This window comes from Nitrosomonas sp., assembly GCF_020852615.1.
GTDB lineage: Bacteria > Pseudomonadota > Gammaproteobacteria > Burkholderiales > Nitrosomonadaceae > Nitrosomonas.
This window is the reverse complement of record NZ_JADZAJ010000021.1, coordinates 83,956-101,285: the sequence shown is the minus strand read 5'-3', so window position 1 is coordinate 101,285 and position 17,330 is coordinate 83,956. Positions and strand designations below refer to the sequence as shown.

Below are 17,330 nucleotides of genomic sequence, written 5' to 3'. Positions count from 1 at the left end.
CGTAGCGTCAGTCCAAGCATTACTTCCGATCCCCCTTGTTCGATGCCTTGCTCGCGGCGCGTTCGGGACTGCCCGCCGATTGCTGCTTGATCCAGCTTTCGATGTCGCTGCGCGAGAACCGCCACGTCCCGCCGAGCTTGAACGCAGGGATATCCCCGCTCGCCGCGAGCCGATAAATCGTGCGCTTGCCCGCCTTCAGATAGGCCGCGACCTCGTCCAAGGTCAGGATGTCGCCATCAGGCTCTGCCATTGCTGTTCCTATGCAGACATTGAATTTCGATTGCCAAGTCTTGCAGATTCTCCCATAGAACTGCGACGCCGACCAGTCGAGGCCGCGCTCGCAGTTCAAGTGTCTTGGGGGAAGGGCGCGCGAGGATCTGCCGCGCATTGGCGGCCGATCTCGACATGGCCAAATCATCGAATCCGCACCCTCAAGGGCAGGGCGTTACTCTCTGGCTCGGATTACGGACGCGGGTTCGGTTCCGCGTTCCACCCAGACCCCGCAGGAGTTCGAATCTTTCCGCACGAACCCGCAGGAACCCTCACCCGCCCGCACGGCCCGATGCCAGGCCGTTGATTTTCAACAAACTGCTCGAGCGGTCCGCGCTTGCGGACTGCGGACGTTCAATGGGCTGGAAATCTGGCTCGTCCAAACGGCCGCCGGTGCCGCCACGTTGCAAAACGTCGGTACTTGTCGATATCTACCGACGAATAGAAACAAGCGCCGATGTGGGAACGCCGTTCTGGATTGCCTCCACCATCCACGGCGGCAGGTGCGTTCCGGTTTCGAGCACGTTGTTCCAGTGGCCCGGCCCGATACGCCCGGCCAACTTGCCAACCGCGTGTTCAGCGAGGTCCGGGCCGAGCCATTCAAGGGCTCTGACGATATCGCCGGCGAGGCTGTCGTCCAGCACCAGCATCCACTTGGGCACACGGCGGATCTCGATGACTTGCTTGCCGAGATTGAGGGTCCGCACCTTGCCAAGCGAGCCAGCTCCCGCGACGCCTGATTACCACTGACCATGCACCGCAGATCCAGACTTCTGATCAAAGCCCCCTCTGGCTGTGCGTCGAGCCATTGGCTGATGAATTCAGCTGGACTGGGCATGCTCCGCGACCGACTGGCTGGTTGATATCTGCAAGCACGACTCCTCGTAGGCCTCGATGTCGACCTGGCGGTAAGCCACCCGGCCACAGAGCTTCAGAAATTTGGGTCCGATCCCAACGCTGCGCCAGCGTTCCAGGGTGGCCTCGCTGATGTTCCAGCGGGCGGCCAGTTGTTTTTGGTTGAGGTGGACGACGTCCATCTTGGTCTCCTTCCGAATGAGTTGGCAGGAGTCCATGAAGGCGCTGTTCCGTCCGCGAGCCAAGGCAATTCCAGGAAACGCCGCTACTCGGGCAGATCGTTCAGCTCGTAGCTGGTGCTGCGCCCGCCTGCATCGGATTTGCGCAGCACGCCCCGCGCAAGCAAGTCGTTGATGTCGCGCAGTGCCGTGTCCGACGAGCATTTGGCAATGGCCGCCCACTTACTGCTGGTGAGCTTGCCTTCGAAGCCGTCGAGCAGCTTGTTCAGCGACTTCACCTGTCGCTCGTTGAGTGGTGTGGTCGCCCAGCGCTGCCAGAACCGAGCCTTGGCCAGCACGGCATCGAGCGTGTGCTGGGCCTGGTCGACGGCGCGATGTAGGGCATCGAGAAACCACATGAGCCACTCGGTGACGTCCATCGACCGCTTCTGCGTCCGCTCCAGGATGTCGTAGTAGGCCTTGCGTTCGCGCTGGATCTGTGCCGATAAACTGTAGAAGCGCTGCGGGCTGCCGTCAGCGCGTGCCAGCAGCAAGTCGCCGATAGCCCGGGCGATACGGCCATTGCCGTCGTCAAACGGGTGCAAGGTGACGAACCACAAATGACAAAGGCTAGCCTTGAGCAGCGGCGGTTCGTTCGATGTGCTATTCAACCAGTCGAGGAAGCGGCCGGTTTCGGCTTCCAAACGGTCAGCTGGCGGCGCCTCGAAATGCACACGCTGCCGGCCAATGGGGCCGGACACTACCTGCATCGGGCCGGTGGCATCGTCGCGCCAGCCGCCGACCTTGATCTTGGAGAGCCCCGAGTAGCCGGTAGGAAACAGTGCGGCATGCCAGCCGAACAGGCGCTCACGCGACACCGGTGCCTGACAGTTGGCTGTGGCGTCGAGCACCATCTCGACCACGCCCTCGACGTGGCGATCGACCGGCGCGAGCGCGCCGATATCCACGCCCAACCTGCGCGCGATGGAGGATCGCACGGATTCGACATTGAGCTGCTCACCCTCGATCTCGCTGGTCTTGACCACGTCTTCGGTAAGCGCCGCGAGGCTGGCCTGATCGCGCAGGGCCATACCTACGTCGGTCATACGGCCCATTAGGAGTCCCTGCGCGCGACTGACCTCAGCCATGGGCCCGGCCAGCGCCGCCAGATCGAAGCGCCAAGCCGGCCAGTCGCTGGCCTGCCAAATGTATTTGTAATCGCCGCCATTCATGCGGAGATTATCGTCTGCAATCTCCGCATGCGCAAGTCATTCGCCGCAAGGCGGATCGCCGTGCCCAAGAATGGGTCTAAATGGGTGTGTTATTGGTTGTGGCAACGGACGCGGGTTCGATTCCAGATTTGGGAATTGAACTGGCATCCAATCGCAGACGGGTTTGATGCCCGTTCCCGGCGACAGGTATGGCTGGAAAACCTGCTTGCAGGTCTACAATCCGGCAGGCTTTTCGATCCGATTCGCCGCAGCCCGCAGCGCTTCGAGTCCACACTTTCAATAGTTGTTTGATTCTGGTTACGCCTGCACCATCAGCCGCGAGGGCCCGGATCCTCTCCAGGCCTTTTTTCCTGCCTGAGATTGTTCAGGTCAGGTGAATTTCTTTCGTATCGGCCCGTTTGTGAAAATATACAAACCGGCGCCATGACAAGATGGTTTGCGGCAAAAGCTTAATGGGCCAATGTGTTTTTCAGGGGCCGCCGGTTATTGCACTACAATACTGTCTGTTACCATCAGGATTTTTACTTTGACTGCGATGCCTTTTGAGCCCGTCATACTCTGGACAGATGCGCTGATTTATCTGCTGCTGGCTGCAGGCATTGCTTTCGCAATTTATGCCGGGCGGCACGGGCATGTACTGGCTTCGTGGCGCAACGTTGCGCATAGCGCCAGTGGCATGTCCGCGCTGACGGTTCTGTTGTGTTTCATCCTGATCGGATTGCTGGATACGGTTCATTTTCGCCCGCGTCTGGAGCAATCAGTGCAGGGTGGTGAAAAACAGGCATATAGCACGGAGGTATTGAGCCTGCTGGATCTGCTGGCGGCACCGTTACGTACACAAACGGAAAAAACCTATTCTGCCCCGTTGTCGGCCTGTCTTTACGCCAGGGAAACGATTACGACGCCTGATGGTAAGCAGATCAGGGATTTTGCCCGCCTGGTCCATGGCGGTGCGCATTTGCATCATCCGGAAACAGAGCTGGCCCGGGATGTTTTATGGCGATCTGTTTCCGGTATTTGTGCGGGATTGCTGGTCTGGGCCGGGCTGGTGGCCGGTTTAGGCAGTATAGAGGCTCGCCGGTACCATATTGCATTTCTCCCTGTGCAAACTGCAATATGGCGCGGAGCAACTGCAATACCGTGGCGTGCCATCCTGATAACGCTGGCGTTCATACTGGCCGCGTGCGGGGCGATTGCAGCGCTGGCCACGCATTATCATGTGCTGGGAACAGACAAGGTTGGACAGGATGTCCTGTATCTGGCGCTTAAAAGTATCCGGACTGGTCTCGTTATCGGCACGCTGACAACGCTGATCGTGCTGCCGTTTGCCTTGCTGCTGGGAATTGCTGCAGGCTATTTTCGCGGCTGGGTGGACGACATCATCCAGTATATCTACACCACGCTCAGTTCCATCCCCAGCGTATTACTGATTGCGGCGGCAGTGCTGATGATGCAGGTCTATATTGAGACCCATGCGGATATGCTTGATACCGCCGCTGCGCGTGCTGATCTGCGTCTGCTGTTTCTTTGCATCATCTTGGGGATCACCAGCTGGACAGGGCTGTGCAGACTGCTGCGCGGAGAAACCCTGAAGCTGCGGGAAATGGAATATATCCAGGCGGCACATGCCTTCGGCGTATCCCGCTGGCGTGTCATCACCCGCCATATTCTGCCAAACGTGATTCATATTGTGCTGATTACGACGGTCATGGATTTCAGCAGCCTGGTGCTGGCCGAAGCGGTACTTTCCTATGTCGGCGTGGGAGTGGATCCCTCAACCATCAGCTTTGGGACAATGATCAATGCTTCCCGGCTGGAGATGGCGCGAGAGCCTATGGTCTGGTGGACGTTATTTGCCTCGTTCACTTTCATGTTTACGCTGGTACTGAGCGCCAATCTTTTTTCCGATGCGGTACAAGATGCATTCAATCCGCGAAACCGGATAGCAACTGGTGATTCAGGCGGATTTCTCAAAGATCACGCTGATACGAAAGCTGCGAAGGAAGCGGCAAATACACTGTCTTCTGACAGAAAGCCTTCTGGTACATGACGGCACTGCTTGAAATTACTGATCTCCGGGTGCTGCTGCATTCCGGCCGGCAACCGGTACGGGCTGTGGACGGGTTATCGCTTGCCGTCCATCCGGGTGAGACCTTTGCTTTACTGGGAGAGTCCGGCAGTGGAAAATCTATTACCGCACTTTCGATCATGCGTCTGCTGCCGGATGCCGGAGAGATCACACACGGCAGTATCCGTCTGAACGGAGATGAGCTGCTGACTCTGCCGGAATATGCCATGCGCAAGGTGCGCGGCAACCGTATCGGGATGATTTTTCAGGAGCCGATGCTGAGTCTGAATCCGGTGATGACCACCGGTGCACAGATTGAAGAGGTATTGCTGCAGCACGCACATTTGCGTGGCACAGCGCTACAGGCACGTGTTCTGGAACTGCTGCGCCAGGTGGGTATTCCAGATCCTGCCCGGCGTATGGCTGAATATCCGTTCCAGTTCTCAGGCGGGATGAAACAGCGTGTCATGATTGCGATGGCGCTGGCGGGAACACCGGAGCTTCTTATTGCAGATGAACCCACCACGGCACTGGATGTAACGATTCAGGCGCAGGTGCTGGATCTCATGCGTAATCTGCAGCAACAGAAAAAAATGGCCGTTCTGCTGATTACCCATGATTTGGGCGTGGTGGCAGAAATGGCGCATCGCGTTGCCGTAATGTATGCGGGAGAAATTATCGAAACGGCCGACCGGCAAAATTTTTTCCAGGCGCCGGCACACCCTTATTCCCGCAAATTGTTTGCGGCCTTGCCGACAAGGAAGAAACGCAATAACGGGCTGGTCGTTATTCAGGGCAATGTGCCGGCACTTTCTCAAACGTTTACCGGCTGCCGTTTTGCCGGCCGCTGTGATCATGCATGGGAAAAATGCCATCAGGTGGCGCCACCCTGGGTGGCGATCACACCGCAACACCATGTTCGCTGCCACCTTTATCCGGATAATCCTCCCCCCTTATTCTCCAGCACTGCGCAGCTTCTGCCGGATAACCCGCCAGCCGGTGCCAACACCTCCGATCCGGATCAGGGTGAACCGCTTTTGCAAGTGGATGATCTGAAGGTACATTTTCCGATATATAAGGGGTTGTTCAAACGGGTGGCAGGCTATATCAAAGCGGTTGATGGTGTATCACTGCAAATTGGCAGTGGCAAAACGCTGGCATTGGTGGGCGAATCCGGCTGCGGCAAAACTACGGCAGGCAAGGGCATTATGCAGCTTATTTCCATCACATCCGGCAGCATCCGCCTGCAGAATCAGGCGTTACGCGGACTGGGCCGCAAACAGCTGCAGCAAAAACGTGCTGAATTTCAGATCATTTTTCAGGATCCGTATTCATCTCTTAATCCGCGTATGCGTATTGTTGAAATTATCGAAGAAGGAATGCAGGCACTTGGCTCGAATTCGGATAAAATCGCCGCCGATGAAAAAAGGCAGCATGCTATCGATACCCTGCTGCAGCAGGTGGGGCTGCCGGCAGAAGCCAAATGGCGTTACCCGCACGAATTTTCCGGTGGCCAGCGCCAGCGGATTGCCATTGCACGGGCACTGGCGGTCAATCCCCGGCTTTTGATCTGTGATGAACCGACCAGTGCACTGGATGTCTCAGTACAGGCCCAGATACTTAATCTGCTGAAAACCCTGCAACAGGAGCGAAGGCTTGCTTATCTGCTGATCACCCACAATATAGCCGTCGTGGATTATCTTGCAGATGAAGTGGCGGTTATGTACCTGGGCAGAATTGTGGAAAGCGGGCGCACTGAGGAGGTGCTGGATGACCCCAGACATCCGTATACCCGGGCACTGTTGTCTGCGGTGCCCGTGCATGAGCCAGGCAGCCGGCGTGAAATTATGCGGTTACAGGGCGAACCTCCCTCACCTGCCAACGTGCCGCAAGGCTGCCATTTTCATCCGCGCTGCCCGTATGTCATGCCAGTCTGCCGTGAAGTTTACCCGGCAGCCAGCCGGTTCAGTACCAGCCATACGGCACATTGTCATCTTTATCATTCAATTTCTCAGGAGCCCCAGGATTCTCAATGACGATTGACCAGGAAGTTAAGCGTCGTCGGACGTTTGCCATTATTTCTCACCCGGATGCGGGTAAAACCACACTCACGGAAAAGTTGCTGCTGTTTGCCGGTGCCATTCATATTGCTGGAAGTGTCAAGGCGCGCAAAGCCAGTCGCCACGCGACTTCTGACTGGATGGAAATTGAAAAGCAGCGCGGTATTTCTGTGGCCAGCTCTGTCATGCAGATGGAGTATCAGGATTGTGTGATCAATCTGCTGGACACCCCCGGCCACCAGGATTTTTCCGAAGATACCTACCGGGTACTGACCGCTGTCGATGCGGCGCTCATGGTTATCGATGCAGCCAATGGCGTGGAATCGCAGACCTTGCGTTTGCTGCAGGTATGTCGCGCCCGCAATACCCCGATCATCACTTTTGTCAACAAACTGGACCGGGAAGTGCGTGAGCCGCTCGATCTGATTGATGAAATCGAACGCACACTGGGAATGGATACGATTCCGTTCACCTGGCCTGTCGGTTCCGGTAAATTGTTTCATGGTGTATATGATTTGCGCCACCAGCTGATGCGTGTTTTTCGTCCCGGGATGGATCGTATTGATCAGGAAGAAACCGAAACTATTACTGATCTGGAAGATCCGGCAGTTTCAAAACGCTTTGGAGCCAATCTTGAACGGGCGCGTCAGGAAATCGACCTGATTACCGGTGCCGCACCTGAGTTTGATCAGACAGCATTTCTGGCGGGGCAGCAGACTCCGGTATTTTTCGGTTCCGCCATCAATAACTTTGGTGTACAGGAAGTGCTCGATACACTGGTTGAACTGGCACCCCCGCCCGGATCACGTAAAGCCATCCAGCGTGAAATTCAGCCTGGTGAAAAGAAATTTTCCGGTGTGGTGTTCAAGATTCAGGCCAATATGAATCCGGCTCATCGGGATCGCATTGCTTTTGTACGGATCTGTTCGGGTGAATTCAAACGCGGCATGAATCTCAAGGTGGTGCGCAGCGGCAAAGATGTGCGGACCAGCACGGTTGTTTCCTTTCTTTCACAGCGGCGTGAGCTGCTGGAAACCGCTTACGCCGGCGATATTATCGGCATACCCAACCACGGGACACTGCAGCTGGCCGATACCCTGACTGAAGGAGATCATCTGCAGTTTACCGGGCTGCCTTTTTTTGCTCCGGAGATTTTTCAGACGGTTGAAATTGCCGATCCGTTACGCAGCAAACAGCTCAAGCTGGGGCTGGCCCAGCTGGGTGAGGAAGGGGCCATTCAGGTGTTCCGCCCGCACTTTGGCAGCATGTTACTGCTGGGGGCCGTGGGGGTATTGCAGTTTGAAGTTGTCACCCATCGGCTCAAGCATGAATATGGTGTCGAAGCACGTATTGCACCGGCCAAATATCAGCTGGCCAGATGGGTCACTGCTGAAAACCTGCAGGAATTGCAGCGTTTTATTGATGCCAATGCTCACCGCATTGCCTATGACGCAGTGGATGCCCCTACTTTTCTGGCTTCATTTTCTGCTGAAATCAGTGTGGCTGAGGAAAACTGGCCTGGTATCCGCTTCCATAAAATGCGGGAACATGCCGGCCTGATGTTTCAGACAGCCGGCTGATCCCCGTGGCAGAGAACGCTTCCCCGAGTCACCGGTTTTATATGACACAGGCCGGGTTCATTGCATTTCTCGCAGCATGGCAAGTTTGTCTGTAATTTTTTCACGGACCGGTAACATGGGCTCGCACCCGATTCCGGTAAGTTTGGATTGGGTGTGCCTGTACCCGCGCTTTCAGGGAAGTATCACGCGATTGGGACGGCTTCCGGTCCGGCCGGTCACGCATAGTGTGCCCTGAATCACGGCAGCCACAGCAAGATAGATCCTGTCGCCGCTGTATCGGGCCCTGTCGTATCAGGGTCGTTATTCTGCCCGGGTTTCCTTGGCCATTATTTCAATTGGATTTTTGTGGAATATTCGGCTTGTTCAGCTTCCTTTTTACGGGTGACCGTACCCCGGTTTAATTATCATGACGCATTCCTTTGATGTGATCATCATCGGTGCCGGTGCAGCCGGGTTGATGTGTGCGATCGAGGCGGGCAAGCGTGGGCGCAGGGTATGGCTGATCGACCATAGCACCAAAATTGCCGAGAAGATCCGCATTTCTGGCGGCGGGCGCTGCAATTTCACCAATCTGCATACCCGGCCCCAGTGCTACCTTTCTCAGAATCCACATTTCTGCAAATCGGCCCTCAAACGCTACACACCACAGGATTTTATTGCGCTGGTACGCAAGCATGACATCACTTTCCATGAAAAGAAGCTGGGGCAGTTGTTTTGTGATGATTCTGCCAGACAGATCATCGCTATGCTGTTGGCGGAGGCACGCGAAGCGGGCGTGAAACTGGAAAATCCGGTGCAGGTGCATACCATCGAGATCATTGCAGGCGGTTATCGGCTTAACACCAGCCAGGGTGAGCAAACCTGTGTTTCGCTGGTAATCGCAACGGGTGGTCTTTCGATTCCCAAGATCGGTGCAACTCGTTTTGGTTATGAGGTTGCTAAACAATTTGGATTGCATGTGATCTCGCCACGCGCGGCACTGGTGCCACTAGTGTTTGGTGGCGCATTGCTGGCGCGCTGTAAAGAGCTGAGCGGACTTTCGGTTGAGGCAGAAGTGCGTTTCAGAAAACAGGGTTTTGCCGAAGGATTGCTTTTTACCCACCGGGGATTGAGTGGCCCTTCCATTTTGCAAATTTCGTCATATTGGGAGGAAGGAGAGCCGATTGTAATCAATCTGGCACCTGGTATGGATGTGCTTGCATTTTTAAGAGCGTACAAACAAAGCCAGCCCAGGCTGCATATCAACAACGTACTGGCGGAAATCCTGCCCAGGCGGCTTGCTCAAAGCATTTGCGATGAACGAAACGACAGCGGGCCATTGGCCAATTTATCCGATACTCGGCTCACAGCGCTGGCCAGTGCTGTCAACGCCTGGTATGTCAAACCGATTGGCACCGAAGGTTACCGGACGGCTGAAGTGACACGGGGCGGAGTAGATACCCGTGAATTGTCATCGCAGACAATGGAGGCAAATAAACAACCCGGCCTGTTCTTTATCGGCGAAGTGGTGGATGTCACCGGCCACCTGGGTGGTTTCAACTTCCAGTGGGCCTGGTCCTCGGGCTACGTGGCCGGGCAGTATGTGTAAAAGATTTCTGCATGATTGTTTTTTTTAAGATTTTTTACAGGTAGGATATAAATAAACCGATACCTTGAATTTGTCACTGCCTGAAAATCGGCTGTGCAGGGATCTCAACGAGACAACACAAAATATTTCTGATCCTGTCTAAAGTTTTGCGGGTGGTGGTCCGTTATACAAGCATGATGCATGTAAGTGATTATTTTATAAGGAATTCAATTGTGAAAATAAATCAGATAAATTCCGGGCGCACAGAAGCTGTTACGGGTAGCGCCCAGAAAAAGATGGACAAGGTTGCCAGTGCCCGACCGGGTGTGGCAGAAGAAAGTGACAGCGTGCACATCAGCGCGCTTTCAATGAATATCCAGGCACTGGATGTCGGCAGTGAAGCCATCAATACTGCGAAGGTGGCTGAAATCAAACAGGCTATCAGTGAAGGTCATTTCAGGGTTAATCCGGAAGTGGTTGCAGATCGTCTGCTTGAAACTGTGAAAGAATTGATCCGGAACAAACAGTAGGTTTGGAATGAACGTCATACAGATGAGCACTCGGGGCCGGGATCCGCTGGAACGTATCCTTCAGCAGGAGCTGGAGAATATTCACCAGTTTCTTGAGCTGCTTGAAAACGAACAGAATTTGCTTGCTTCAGGCAATCTGGATGAGCTGGCTTTGCTGGTTGCTGATAAAGATCGGATTTTGGATCAGTTTGCAAAATTAGATGCACGTCGTAATCATGTTTTGAATGAAGCCGGCTTGCCTGAAGGTGCGCGAGGAATAAAAGCCTGGACATCTGCCGACAATAACGAATCAACAGTCACGCGTGACTGGGAGGAGCTGCTTGACCTGGCTGAGCTGGCGAAACAGCTGAATCAGGCCAACGCAACTATTACTGCCAACTGGCTGCAATACACACGTCAGACATTGAATGCTCTGCATGAGGCTGCGGGGCGAACCACCCTCTACGATACCAAAGGCCAGATAACCTGACGGATCAAACTTCTTTTACTATGAAAGAGGTTTCACGTGAAACCTTTTTCCGGCAATAATGGTTTTTATCCCGTTTTTTCGATAACACCGCGGTCCCGCAGTTGCCCAACAGATTTAACCGGGTGCAATTTCACTATCTGTTTGATGATGTTATGAGCTGGTTTGTGCCAGTCTGATCAAATTCATATAAAATACCCTGGTTTATACGGCAGTGCCTGATTTGGCCTGACCATCTGCACCTGTTCTCCATGCTGTGTCATCAGTGGTCTGATTTTATGCATTTTTTAAAAGATTTTGACATTGTTGTCGTTGGTGGTGGTCACGCTGGAACTGAGGCGGCCCTTGCCGCTGCACGCATGGGCCGGAAAACACTGCTGCTGACACAAAATCTGGATACATTGGGACAGATGTCGTGTAACCCATCAATTGGGGGTATCGGCAAGGGGCATCTGGTGAAAGAAATTGATGCGCTGGGCGGTGCCATGGCTGCGGCGACTGATGAAGCCGGTATTCAGTTCAGGATGCTCAATTCCAGCAAGGGTCCGGCTGTTCGTGCAACCCGTGCACAGGCTGATCGTGTACTGTATCGCCAGGCCATTCGCAGGCGACTGGAAGCACAGCCCAATTTGTTGATTTTGCAATCAACGGTTGATGATCTGCTGTTGGATGGTGACAAAATTGCCGGTGTTGTTACACACCTTGGCATTACCTTCCCGGCGCGTGCCGTGGTGCTGACAGTTGGTACTTTTCTGGGGGGGGTGGCGCATGTTGGTGATCAGAATTTTCAGGCTGGTCGTGCGGGTGATCCCGCATCAATCAGACTTGCTCATCGTCTGCGTGAAATGAATTTATCAGTGGGGCGGCTTAAAACCGGTACGCCGCCACGTATTGATGCACGCACCATTAATTTCAGTATTTTGCGGGAACAGCCGGGAGATGAGCCAGTGCCGGTATTTTCGTTTCTGGGCAATGCCGCATATCACCCGCGGCAAATTCCGTGCTGGATGACGCGTACCAATGAGCGAACACACGACATTATTCGCACAGGGCTGGATCGTTCCCCTCTGTATACCGGAAAAATAGAAGGTATCGGCCCGCGTTACTGTCCGTCGATCGAGGATAAAGTGGTTCGTTTTTCTGACAGAGATTCGCATACAATCTTCCTGGAGCCGGAGGGGCTGGAAACCAGTGAGATTTACCCGAATGGAATTTCGACCAGCCTCCCCTTCGATATTCAGATTGAGCTGGTGCGTTCCATTGTCGGGTTGGAGAATGCACACATCACCCGGCCGGGCTATGCAATCGAATATGATTATTTTGATCCGCGCGCACTTAAAAAATCACTGGAAACAAAAGCAATTGATGGATTGTTTTTTGCTGGTCAGATTAATGGCACTACCGGTTATGAGGAAGCTGCTGCTCAGGGATTGCTCGCCGGTTTGAATGCGAGCCTCAAGCTGAAGGGCGAAGAGTTCTGGACGCCGAGCCGTGATGAGGCCTATTTGGGAGTGCTGGTGGATGATCTGGTTACCCGGGGTGTGACGGAGCCTTATCGAATGTTCACCAGTCGGGCAGAATTTCGTTTGCAGTTAAGAGAGGATAATGCAGACATGCGGCTGACAGAGACCGGCTATAGGCTGGGCCTTGTCAGCGAGATGCGCTGGCAGGCGTTTGCCGCCAAACGTGAAGCAATAGAGACTGAAAAAACAAGGTTACGCAACACCTGGATATTTCCCGGCACCTTGAAAACGCCGCAAATACCGAATCGGCCAGCTGATAATCGCTCGTATTCATTGTATGAATTGTTGCGGCGCCCCGAAATCAGTTATGCCGAACTGATGGTATTGCCCGACGGCGATCAGCCAGTAATTGATTACCTGGTCGCTCAGCAGGTGGAAATTGATGTTAAATACGAAGGTTACATAGAACGGCAAAAACAGGAAGTTGCCCGCCATACGCAGCATGAAACCATGGTCCTGCCAAAAAACCTGGATTATCGCGCTGTACGGGGGCTTTCCAACGAAGTTACGCAGAAACTCAATCAGCATCAGCCGGAAACCGTGGGGCAGGCAGCACGAATTTCCGGCATTACCCCGGCGGCCATATCCCTGTTACTGGTACATCTGAAGCGTGGTATGGCACACCAGGCAGTTAAACAGGAAAAAGCACATGAATCTGGAAAAACAGTTGCGTGACGGCCTGGCAGCCATCCCGGGATTGTCGGCTGATATAGTGCATTTAAGCAGCCAGCTGCTGCGCTATATTGATCTCATCATAAAATGGAACGGTACACATAATCTGACTTCGGTCAGGACGCCCGAATCGATGGTTACCCGCCACATGCTGGACAGTTTGGTGACTGTGCCGCATATCAGCGGACCAGGTATCGCTGATGTCGGGAGCGGTGGTGGTTTTCCGGGAATTCCGATTGCGCTGGCGCGCCCGGACTGGCAGGTAACCCTGATTGAAAGTAATCAGAAAAAAGCTGCATTCCTGCTGCAAGCCGCTCTGGAACTGAATTTACCCAATATCTCGGTCAGGCAGGGGCGAGTAGAAAAAATAATACTGGAAAACAGGGTGGATACGGTTATTTCACGTGCATTTTCCAGTCTCGAGCGTTTCATGAGTCTGTCGAAACATTTATGTGACAGTAACAGCGATTGCTGTTTCATCGCCATGAAAGGTGAATTTCCGGATATGGAGCTAATGCAGTTATCCCCGGAGTTTGTTGTTGAAAAAATTATTGCTGTTACCGTACCTGGGCTGAAAGCGAAACGGCATCTGGTTGTGATCCGGTATCAGCCGGGACAGTAACGGAAGGGTATGTGAAATTATTATGCGATCCTGCTGCCAGTACAAACATGTAATGTAATGACCAGAATACTTGCCATTGCCAATCAGAAAGGAGGGGTGGGTAAAACAACCACCAGCATTAATCTGGCATCCAGCCTGGCAAGTATTGGCAAACGTGTATTGCTTGTCGATCTGGATCCGCAGGGTAATACCACGATGGGAAGTGGCGTGGATAAACGTTTGCTGGATCGTACCGTCTATCAGGTCCTGCTGGGTGAACAGGCGGCTGCGGAGGTTCGCCTGCCAACAAAACCGGGAAAATATGATTTGATTCCGGCCAATCAGGAGCTGGCGGGTGCGGAAGTGGAAATGGTTTCACTGGATCAGCGTGAATCCCGTCTGAAGGATGCTTTGCTGCCGATTCAGGCGGACTATGATTTCATACTGATCGATTGCCCGCCTGCCCTGAATCTGCTGACGCTGAACGGGCTGTGTGTGGCGCATGCTGTTATTATCCCCATGCAATGTGAATATTATGCGCTGGAGGGGCTGAGTGATCTGGTAAACACGATCAAAAGGGTGCGGGCGGGTTTCAATTCATCCATCAGAATAGAAGGTCTGCTGCGAACCATGTTTGATCCGCGCAATCTCCTGGCACAGCAGGTATCCGATCAGTTGAAACAACACTTTGGCAACAAGGTTTACCGGACTGTTATTCCCCGCAATATCCGGCTGGCAGAAGCACCCGGGTTCGGGTTGCCGGTGCTTTACCACGACAGACAATCCCGGGGAGCACAGGCGTATCTTGAGCTGGCCAATGAAATTCTGGTAACCGCCAGTTGACGGATAACACGATCGGCAACCCATAAATATGAATGATTGGATACGGTAATCATGGCAAAACCTAAAGGATTAGGAAGAGGGCTGGATGCGCTGCTGGCCGGTAATCCGCCAGAAGCAGATTCCCTGCAGAATCTTGATGTCGGTTTGTTGCAATCCGGTAAGTATCAGCCTCGAACCAGGATGGACGAATCTGCATTGCATGATCTGGCTGAATCGATCAAATCACAGGGAATCATGCAGCCGGTACTGGTGCGGCCACTAATGGCAGGTGGCTATGAAATCATTGCTGGAGAACGTCGCTGGCGTGCAGCGCAACTTGCCGGTCTGGAACAAATTCCGGCGATTGTGCGTGAGGTTCCGGATGAATCTGCACTTGCACTGTCTCTGATCGAAAATATCCAGCGCGAGGATCTTAATCCTCTGGAAGCGGCAGCGGGAATTCAGCGCCTGATTGATGAGTTTGGTATGACGCATCAAACAGCCGGGCAGGCATTGGGTTATTCGCGCAGTGCGATCTCAAATTTGTTACGCCTGCTTAATCTGGCTGCACCCGTACAGGATCTGATTATGCAGGGGAAAATAGATATGGGGCACGGACGCGCCCTGCTTGCGCTAAATGCCGGTAAACAGCTGGAAATTGCATATTTGATTATGCAAAAGCAGTTATCTGTGCGCGAAACAGAAAATCTCCTGAAACAGATGAATCAACTCCCTTCCGTAAAAAACCGGCTATCTCCCGATCGTGATTTGCTGCGTCTGCAGGAAGACATATCTGCCCGGCTGGGCGCCAATGTTATTATCAGACAGGGAAAAAAAGGAACAGGCAATGTCATTATTCATTACACCAGCCTGGATCAGTTAGACGGGATTCTTGCGAAATTCTAGGAATTTTCTGAAAAGCCGGCGGTATTGCGCCACTCACATGAACCCGTGTTCTGAAAATTACTCAACATTCTGAATCTGCTCGCGCAGCTGTTCAATTAACACTTTCATGTCTACCGCAATTCGCGTGACTTCTCTTGATACAGACTTGGAAGCCAGCGTATTGGCTTCACGGTTGAGTTCCTGTGTTAGAAAATCAAGCCGTTTGCCGACAGCACCACCTGTCTGAAGGATATGCTCGAATTCATTGAGATGTCCCTGCAGGCGTGACAGCTCCTCATCCACATCAATTTTGTTGGCAAACAGAGTAAATTCCTGCCGGATACGTTCGTCTTTTTCGTCAAGATCAGCCGCTTTCAAGCTGTTCACCAACCTTTCCTGAAAGCCTGCCAGAATCGCAGGCAGGCTGGGCAGCAAATCCAGTACCAGCTGGCGCATACGCTGGACACGCTCCAGCAGGAGGCTTTGCAGTTTTTCTCCTTCACGCCTCCGGGCGGAAACAAATTCCTGTGCGGCAACATCCAGCAACGTCATGCAGGGAGTGCGCAGTTCATCGACTGAAATCTGATCGCTATCAAGCACGCCTGGCCAGCGCAGGATTTCAGCAACAGAAAGATTGCCTGCTGCGGGGAAAGCTGACTGAATCTCGCGGCTCATTTCCAGCAGACTGTTCAACTGATTACGATTCAGCCGCTGCTGACGGGAATGACCTGAATAGGCCAGAAAAGTCAGACGGCAATCCACTTTCCCTCGTGTGAGCCGGCCACCCAGAAAATCGCGCATGTCAGATTCAAGTGCACGAAGCTCATCCGGCAGCCTGAACTGCAGATCAAGATAGCGGTTGTTGACTGAGCGTAACTCCAAAGCCAGTGAGCCTTGCGGGATTTCCCGGGAGATTGCCGCGTAACCTGTCATACTCGCGATCATGAACTTTTCCACCCGGTGGACAGTCCAGTGCAGTTGGGGTTGATGCTATACTCGACCCTTAAATTATGTTTTTGATTCTTGGAGATAGTCATAATGCGGATATTAACATTTTTTGCCATTGCTCTGGTTGCCTTCAGCCTGACGACGCTGGATGCCGAGGCCCGCCGTCTGGGGGGAGGTGGCAGTTTCGGCAAACAGCGCCAGTCACTCAATCTTAACCGGCAGCAGCAGGCTGCCCCCAAACAGCAACCGGGACAGACAGCATCACCTGCTTCACAGGCGACCCCCGCATCCGGGGCTGGCAAGTGGCTCGGCCCTCTGGCCGGACTGGCTGCGGGCGGACTGCTTGCATCCCTGCTGATGGGGGGGGCTTTTGATGGAATTAACATGATGGATATTCTGGTGCTGGCTGGTATAGCTGCCGCTATTTTCTTCATCATGCGCATGATGCGCGGGTCTGCCGGGGGCAGACAAACACAGCGTCCCATGCAGTATTCCGGCGAAGGGACAGGCGGGATGGGAGGAATCACGCTACCCAACCGGGATATTGCCACACCGGCAGGTGGTACGGGCTCCAGTTACAGCGGGCAGTCTGCCAACACGGATACATCTGATATTCCGGCAGATTTTGATGTTGAATCCTTCGTCAAACAGGCCAAGCGTTCATTTATCGCTTTACAGCTGGCGCATGATGCCGGTGATCTGGAAGAAATTCGCGCCTATACCACACTTGGCCTGTTTAACGAAATCAGCAAACAGGTTGCTGAACATAAAGATACAGCGCAGCAAACGGATGTTCTGTCTGTCGATGCAACTCTGCTGGATGTAACCAACCAGGGCAGCCATGCAATCGCCAGCGTTCGTTTTACGGGTGAAATAAAGGATGCGCCAAACGCACAGCCGGAACCCTTTGATGAAATCTGGCACGTTGAAAAAGATCTGACCTCATCCGACTCAACCTGGCTGCTGGCCGGTATTCAGCAATCTGCTGATATGAAGCACTAACAGGTAACGGGTATGCTGCAGTAATACGTTTTTACGCAGCATACCCGGCAACTTCTGTAATCCGGAACAGATCTCCGAGTCGCAGGTAACA

The 17,330-nt window shown here is 53.5% G+C and carries 17 protein-coding genes; 12 read left to right on the top strand and 5 right to left on the bottom strand.

Features of this window, described 5'->3' with window-relative positions; genetic code table 11:
- Window positions 1-19 precede the first annotated feature (19 nt).
- From IT527_RS04810 to IT527_RS04795, 4 genes are all read right to left on the bottom strand, one after another.
- Window positions 20-250 (bottom strand): helix-turn-helix domain-containing protein, encoded by a 231-nt coding sequence (locus IT527_RS04810; RefSeq protein WP_292967237.1) that lies wholly within the window; start codon window positions 248-250, stop codon window positions 20-22.
- A gap of 451 nt (window positions 251-701) precedes the next feature.
- The gene (locus IT527_RS04805) at window positions 702-977 is read right to left on the bottom strand and encodes a hypothetical protein (RefSeq protein WP_292967235.1); all 276 of its coding nucleotides are present in this window, start codon (window positions 975-977) and stop codon (window positions 702-704) included.
- A 114-nt stretch (window positions 978-1,091) separates the two neighbouring features.
- The gene (locus tag IT527_RS04800; protein ID WP_009521679.1) at window positions 1,092-1,307 is read right to left on the bottom strand and encodes a hypothetical protein; all 216 of its coding nucleotides are present in this window, start codon (window positions 1,305-1,307) and stop codon (window positions 1,092-1,094) included.
- An 83-nt stretch (window positions 1,308-1,390) separates the two neighbouring features.
- Window positions 1,391-2,515 carry a Fic family protein gene (locus tag IT527_RS04795; protein ID WP_292967232.1) on the bottom strand — a complete coding sequence of 375 codons (1,125 nt, stop codon included), beginning with the start codon at window positions 2,513-2,515 and terminating at the stop codon, window positions 1,391-1,393.
- Between the two features lie 135 nt (window positions 2,516-2,650).
- Here IT527_RS04795 and IT527_RS04790 point away from each other — a divergent pair, with 135 nt between their 5' ends.
- The 11 genes from IT527_RS04790 (at window position 2,651) to IT527_RS04740 (ending at window position 15,310) form a co-directional block, all read left to right on the top strand.
- Window positions 2,651-2,806 (top strand): hypothetical protein, encoded by a 156-nt coding sequence (locus IT527_RS04790; RefSeq protein WP_292967231.1) that lies wholly within the window; start codon window positions 2,651-2,653, stop codon window positions 2,804-2,806.
- A gap of 244 nt (window positions 2,807-3,050) precedes the next feature.
- On the top strand, window positions 3,051-4,565 hold the full coding sequence (locus IT527_RS04785; protein ID WP_292967245.1) for an ABC transporter permease: 1,515 nt from the start codon (window positions 3,051-3,053) through the stop codon (window positions 4,563-4,565).
- Complete coding sequence (locus tag IT527_RS04780; RefSeq protein WP_292967229.1) at window positions 4,562-6,619, top strand: dipeptide ABC transporter ATP-binding protein; 2,058 nt, start codon at window positions 4,562-4,564, stop codon at window positions 6,617-6,619. Before IT527_RS04785 ends, IT527_RS04780 begins: the two co-directional genes overlap by 4 nt.
- Complete coding sequence (locus IT527_RS04775) at window positions 6,616-8,223, top strand: peptide chain release factor 3 (RefSeq protein ID WP_292967227.1); 1,608 nt, start codon at window positions 6,616-6,618, stop codon at window positions 8,221-8,223. The genes IT527_RS04780 and IT527_RS04775 overlap by 4 nt, the downstream gene beginning before the upstream one ends.
- Window positions 8,224-8,629: 406 nt before the next feature.
- Entirely contained in the window at window positions 8,630-9,811 is a 1,182-nt protein-coding gene (locus tag IT527_RS04770; protein WP_292967226.1) for an NAD(P)/FAD-dependent oxidoreductase, read from the top strand.
- 212 nt (window positions 9,812-10,023) lie between these two features.
- Window positions 10,024-10,320 (top strand): flagellar biosynthesis anti-sigma factor FlgM, encoded by a 297-nt coding sequence (gene flgM / locus IT527_RS04765; RefSeq protein ID WP_292967224.1) that lies wholly within the window; start codon window positions 10,024-10,026, stop codon window positions 10,318-10,320.
- Window positions 10,321-10,327: 7 nt separating this feature from the next.
- Window positions 10,328-10,789, top strand: a complete 462-nt coding sequence (locus IT527_RS04760; protein WP_292967222.1) for a flagellar protein FlgN — start codon at window positions 10,328-10,330, stop codon at window positions 10,787-10,789.
- A 275-nt stretch (window positions 10,790-11,064) separates the two neighbouring features.
- Window positions 11,065-12,984, top strand: a complete 1,920-nt coding sequence (gene mnmG / locus IT527_RS04755; RefSeq protein WP_292967220.1) for a tRNA uridine-5-carboxymethylaminomethyl(34) synthesis enzyme MnmG — start codon at window positions 11,065-11,067, stop codon at window positions 12,982-12,984.
- On the top strand, window positions 12,959-13,603 hold the full coding sequence (gene rsmG, locus IT527_RS04750; RefSeq protein WP_292967218.1) for a 16S rRNA (guanine(527)-N(7))-methyltransferase RsmG: 645 nt from the start codon (window positions 12,959-12,961) through the stop codon (window positions 13,601-13,603). The genes mnmG and rsmG overlap by 26 nt, the downstream gene beginning before the upstream one ends.
- A 57-nt stretch (window positions 13,604-13,660) precedes the next feature.
- On the top strand, window positions 13,661-14,425 hold the full coding sequence (locus tag IT527_RS04745; protein ID WP_292967216.1) for a ParA family protein: 765 nt from the start codon (window positions 13,661-13,663) through the stop codon (window positions 14,423-14,425).
- Window positions 14,426-14,476: 51 nt separating this feature from the next.
- Window positions 14,477-15,310, top strand: a complete 834-nt coding sequence (locus IT527_RS04740) for a ParB/RepB/Spo0J family partition protein (protein ID WP_292967214.1) — start codon at window positions 14,477-14,479, stop codon at window positions 15,308-15,310.
- A gap of 57 nt (window positions 15,311-15,367) precedes the next feature.
- Here the strand turns inward: IT527_RS04740 and IT527_RS04735 are convergent, their stop codons facing one another.
- On the bottom strand, window positions 15,368-16,234 hold the full coding sequence (locus IT527_RS04735) for a YicC/YloC family endoribonuclease (RefSeq protein WP_292967212.1): 867 nt from the start codon (window positions 16,232-16,234) through the stop codon (window positions 15,368-15,370).
- Window positions 16,235-16,327: 93 nt separating this feature from the next.
- Here IT527_RS04735 and IT527_RS04730 point away from each other — a divergent pair, with 93 nt between their 5' ends.
- Entirely contained in the window at window positions 16,328-17,239 is a 912-nt protein-coding gene (locus tag IT527_RS04730) for a Tim44-like domain-containing protein (protein WP_292967210.1), read from the top strand.
- The last annotated feature ends 91 nt before the right edge of the window (window positions 17,240-17,330 follow it).

Coding starts and splice junctions, on each gene's coding strand:
- IT527_RS04785 (WP_292967245.1), top strand. CDS start 3,051: ATGCCTTTTGAGCCCGTCATACTCTGGACAGATGCGCTGATTTATCTG.
- IT527_RS04810 (WP_292967237.1), bottom strand. CDS start 250: ATGGCAGAGCCTGATGGCGACATCCTGACCTTGGACGAGGTCGCGGCC.
- IT527_RS04735 (WP_292967212.1), bottom strand. CDS start 16,234: ATGATCGCGAGTATGACAGGTTACGCGGCAATCTCCCGGGAAATCCCG.
- IT527_RS04760 (WP_292967222.1), top strand. CDS start 10,328: ATGAACGTCATACAGATGAGCACTCGGGGCCGGGATCCGCTGGAACGT.
- IT527_RS04745 (WP_292967216.1), top strand. CDS start 13,661: ATGACCAGAATACTTGCCATTGCCAATCAGAAAGGAGGGGTGGGTAAA.
- IT527_RS04775 (WP_292967227.1), top strand. CDS start 6,616: ATGACGATTGACCAGGAAGTTAAGCGTCGTCGGACGTTTGCCATTATT.
- IT527_RS04795 (WP_292967232.1), bottom strand. CDS start 2,515: ATGAATGGCGGCGATTACAAATACATTTGGCAGGCCAGCGACTGGCCG.
- rsmG (WP_292967218.1), top strand. CDS start 12,959: ATGAATCTGGAAAAACAGTTGCGTGACGGCCTGGCAGCCATCCCGGGA.
- IT527_RS04730 (WP_292967210.1), top strand. CDS start 16,328: ATGCGGATATTAACATTTTTTGCCATTGCTCTGGTTGCCTTCAGCCTG.
- IT527_RS04740 (WP_292967214.1), top strand. CDS start 14,477: ATGGCAAAACCTAAAGGATTAGGAAGAGGGCTGGATGCGCTGCTGGCC.
- IT527_RS04780 (WP_292967229.1), top strand. CDS start 4,562: ATGACGGCACTGCTTGAAATTACTGATCTCCGGGTGCTGCTGCATTCC.
- mnmG (WP_292967220.1), top strand. CDS start 11,065: ATGCATTTTTTAAAAGATTTTGACATTGTTGTCGTTGGTGGTGGTCAC.
- IT527_RS04800 (WP_009521679.1), bottom strand. CDS start 1,307: ATGGACGTCGTCCACCTCAACCAAAAACAACTGGCCGCCCGCTGGAAC.
- IT527_RS04770 (WP_292967226.1), top strand. CDS start 8,630: ATGACGCATTCCTTTGATGTGATCATCATCGGTGCCGGTGCAGCCGGG.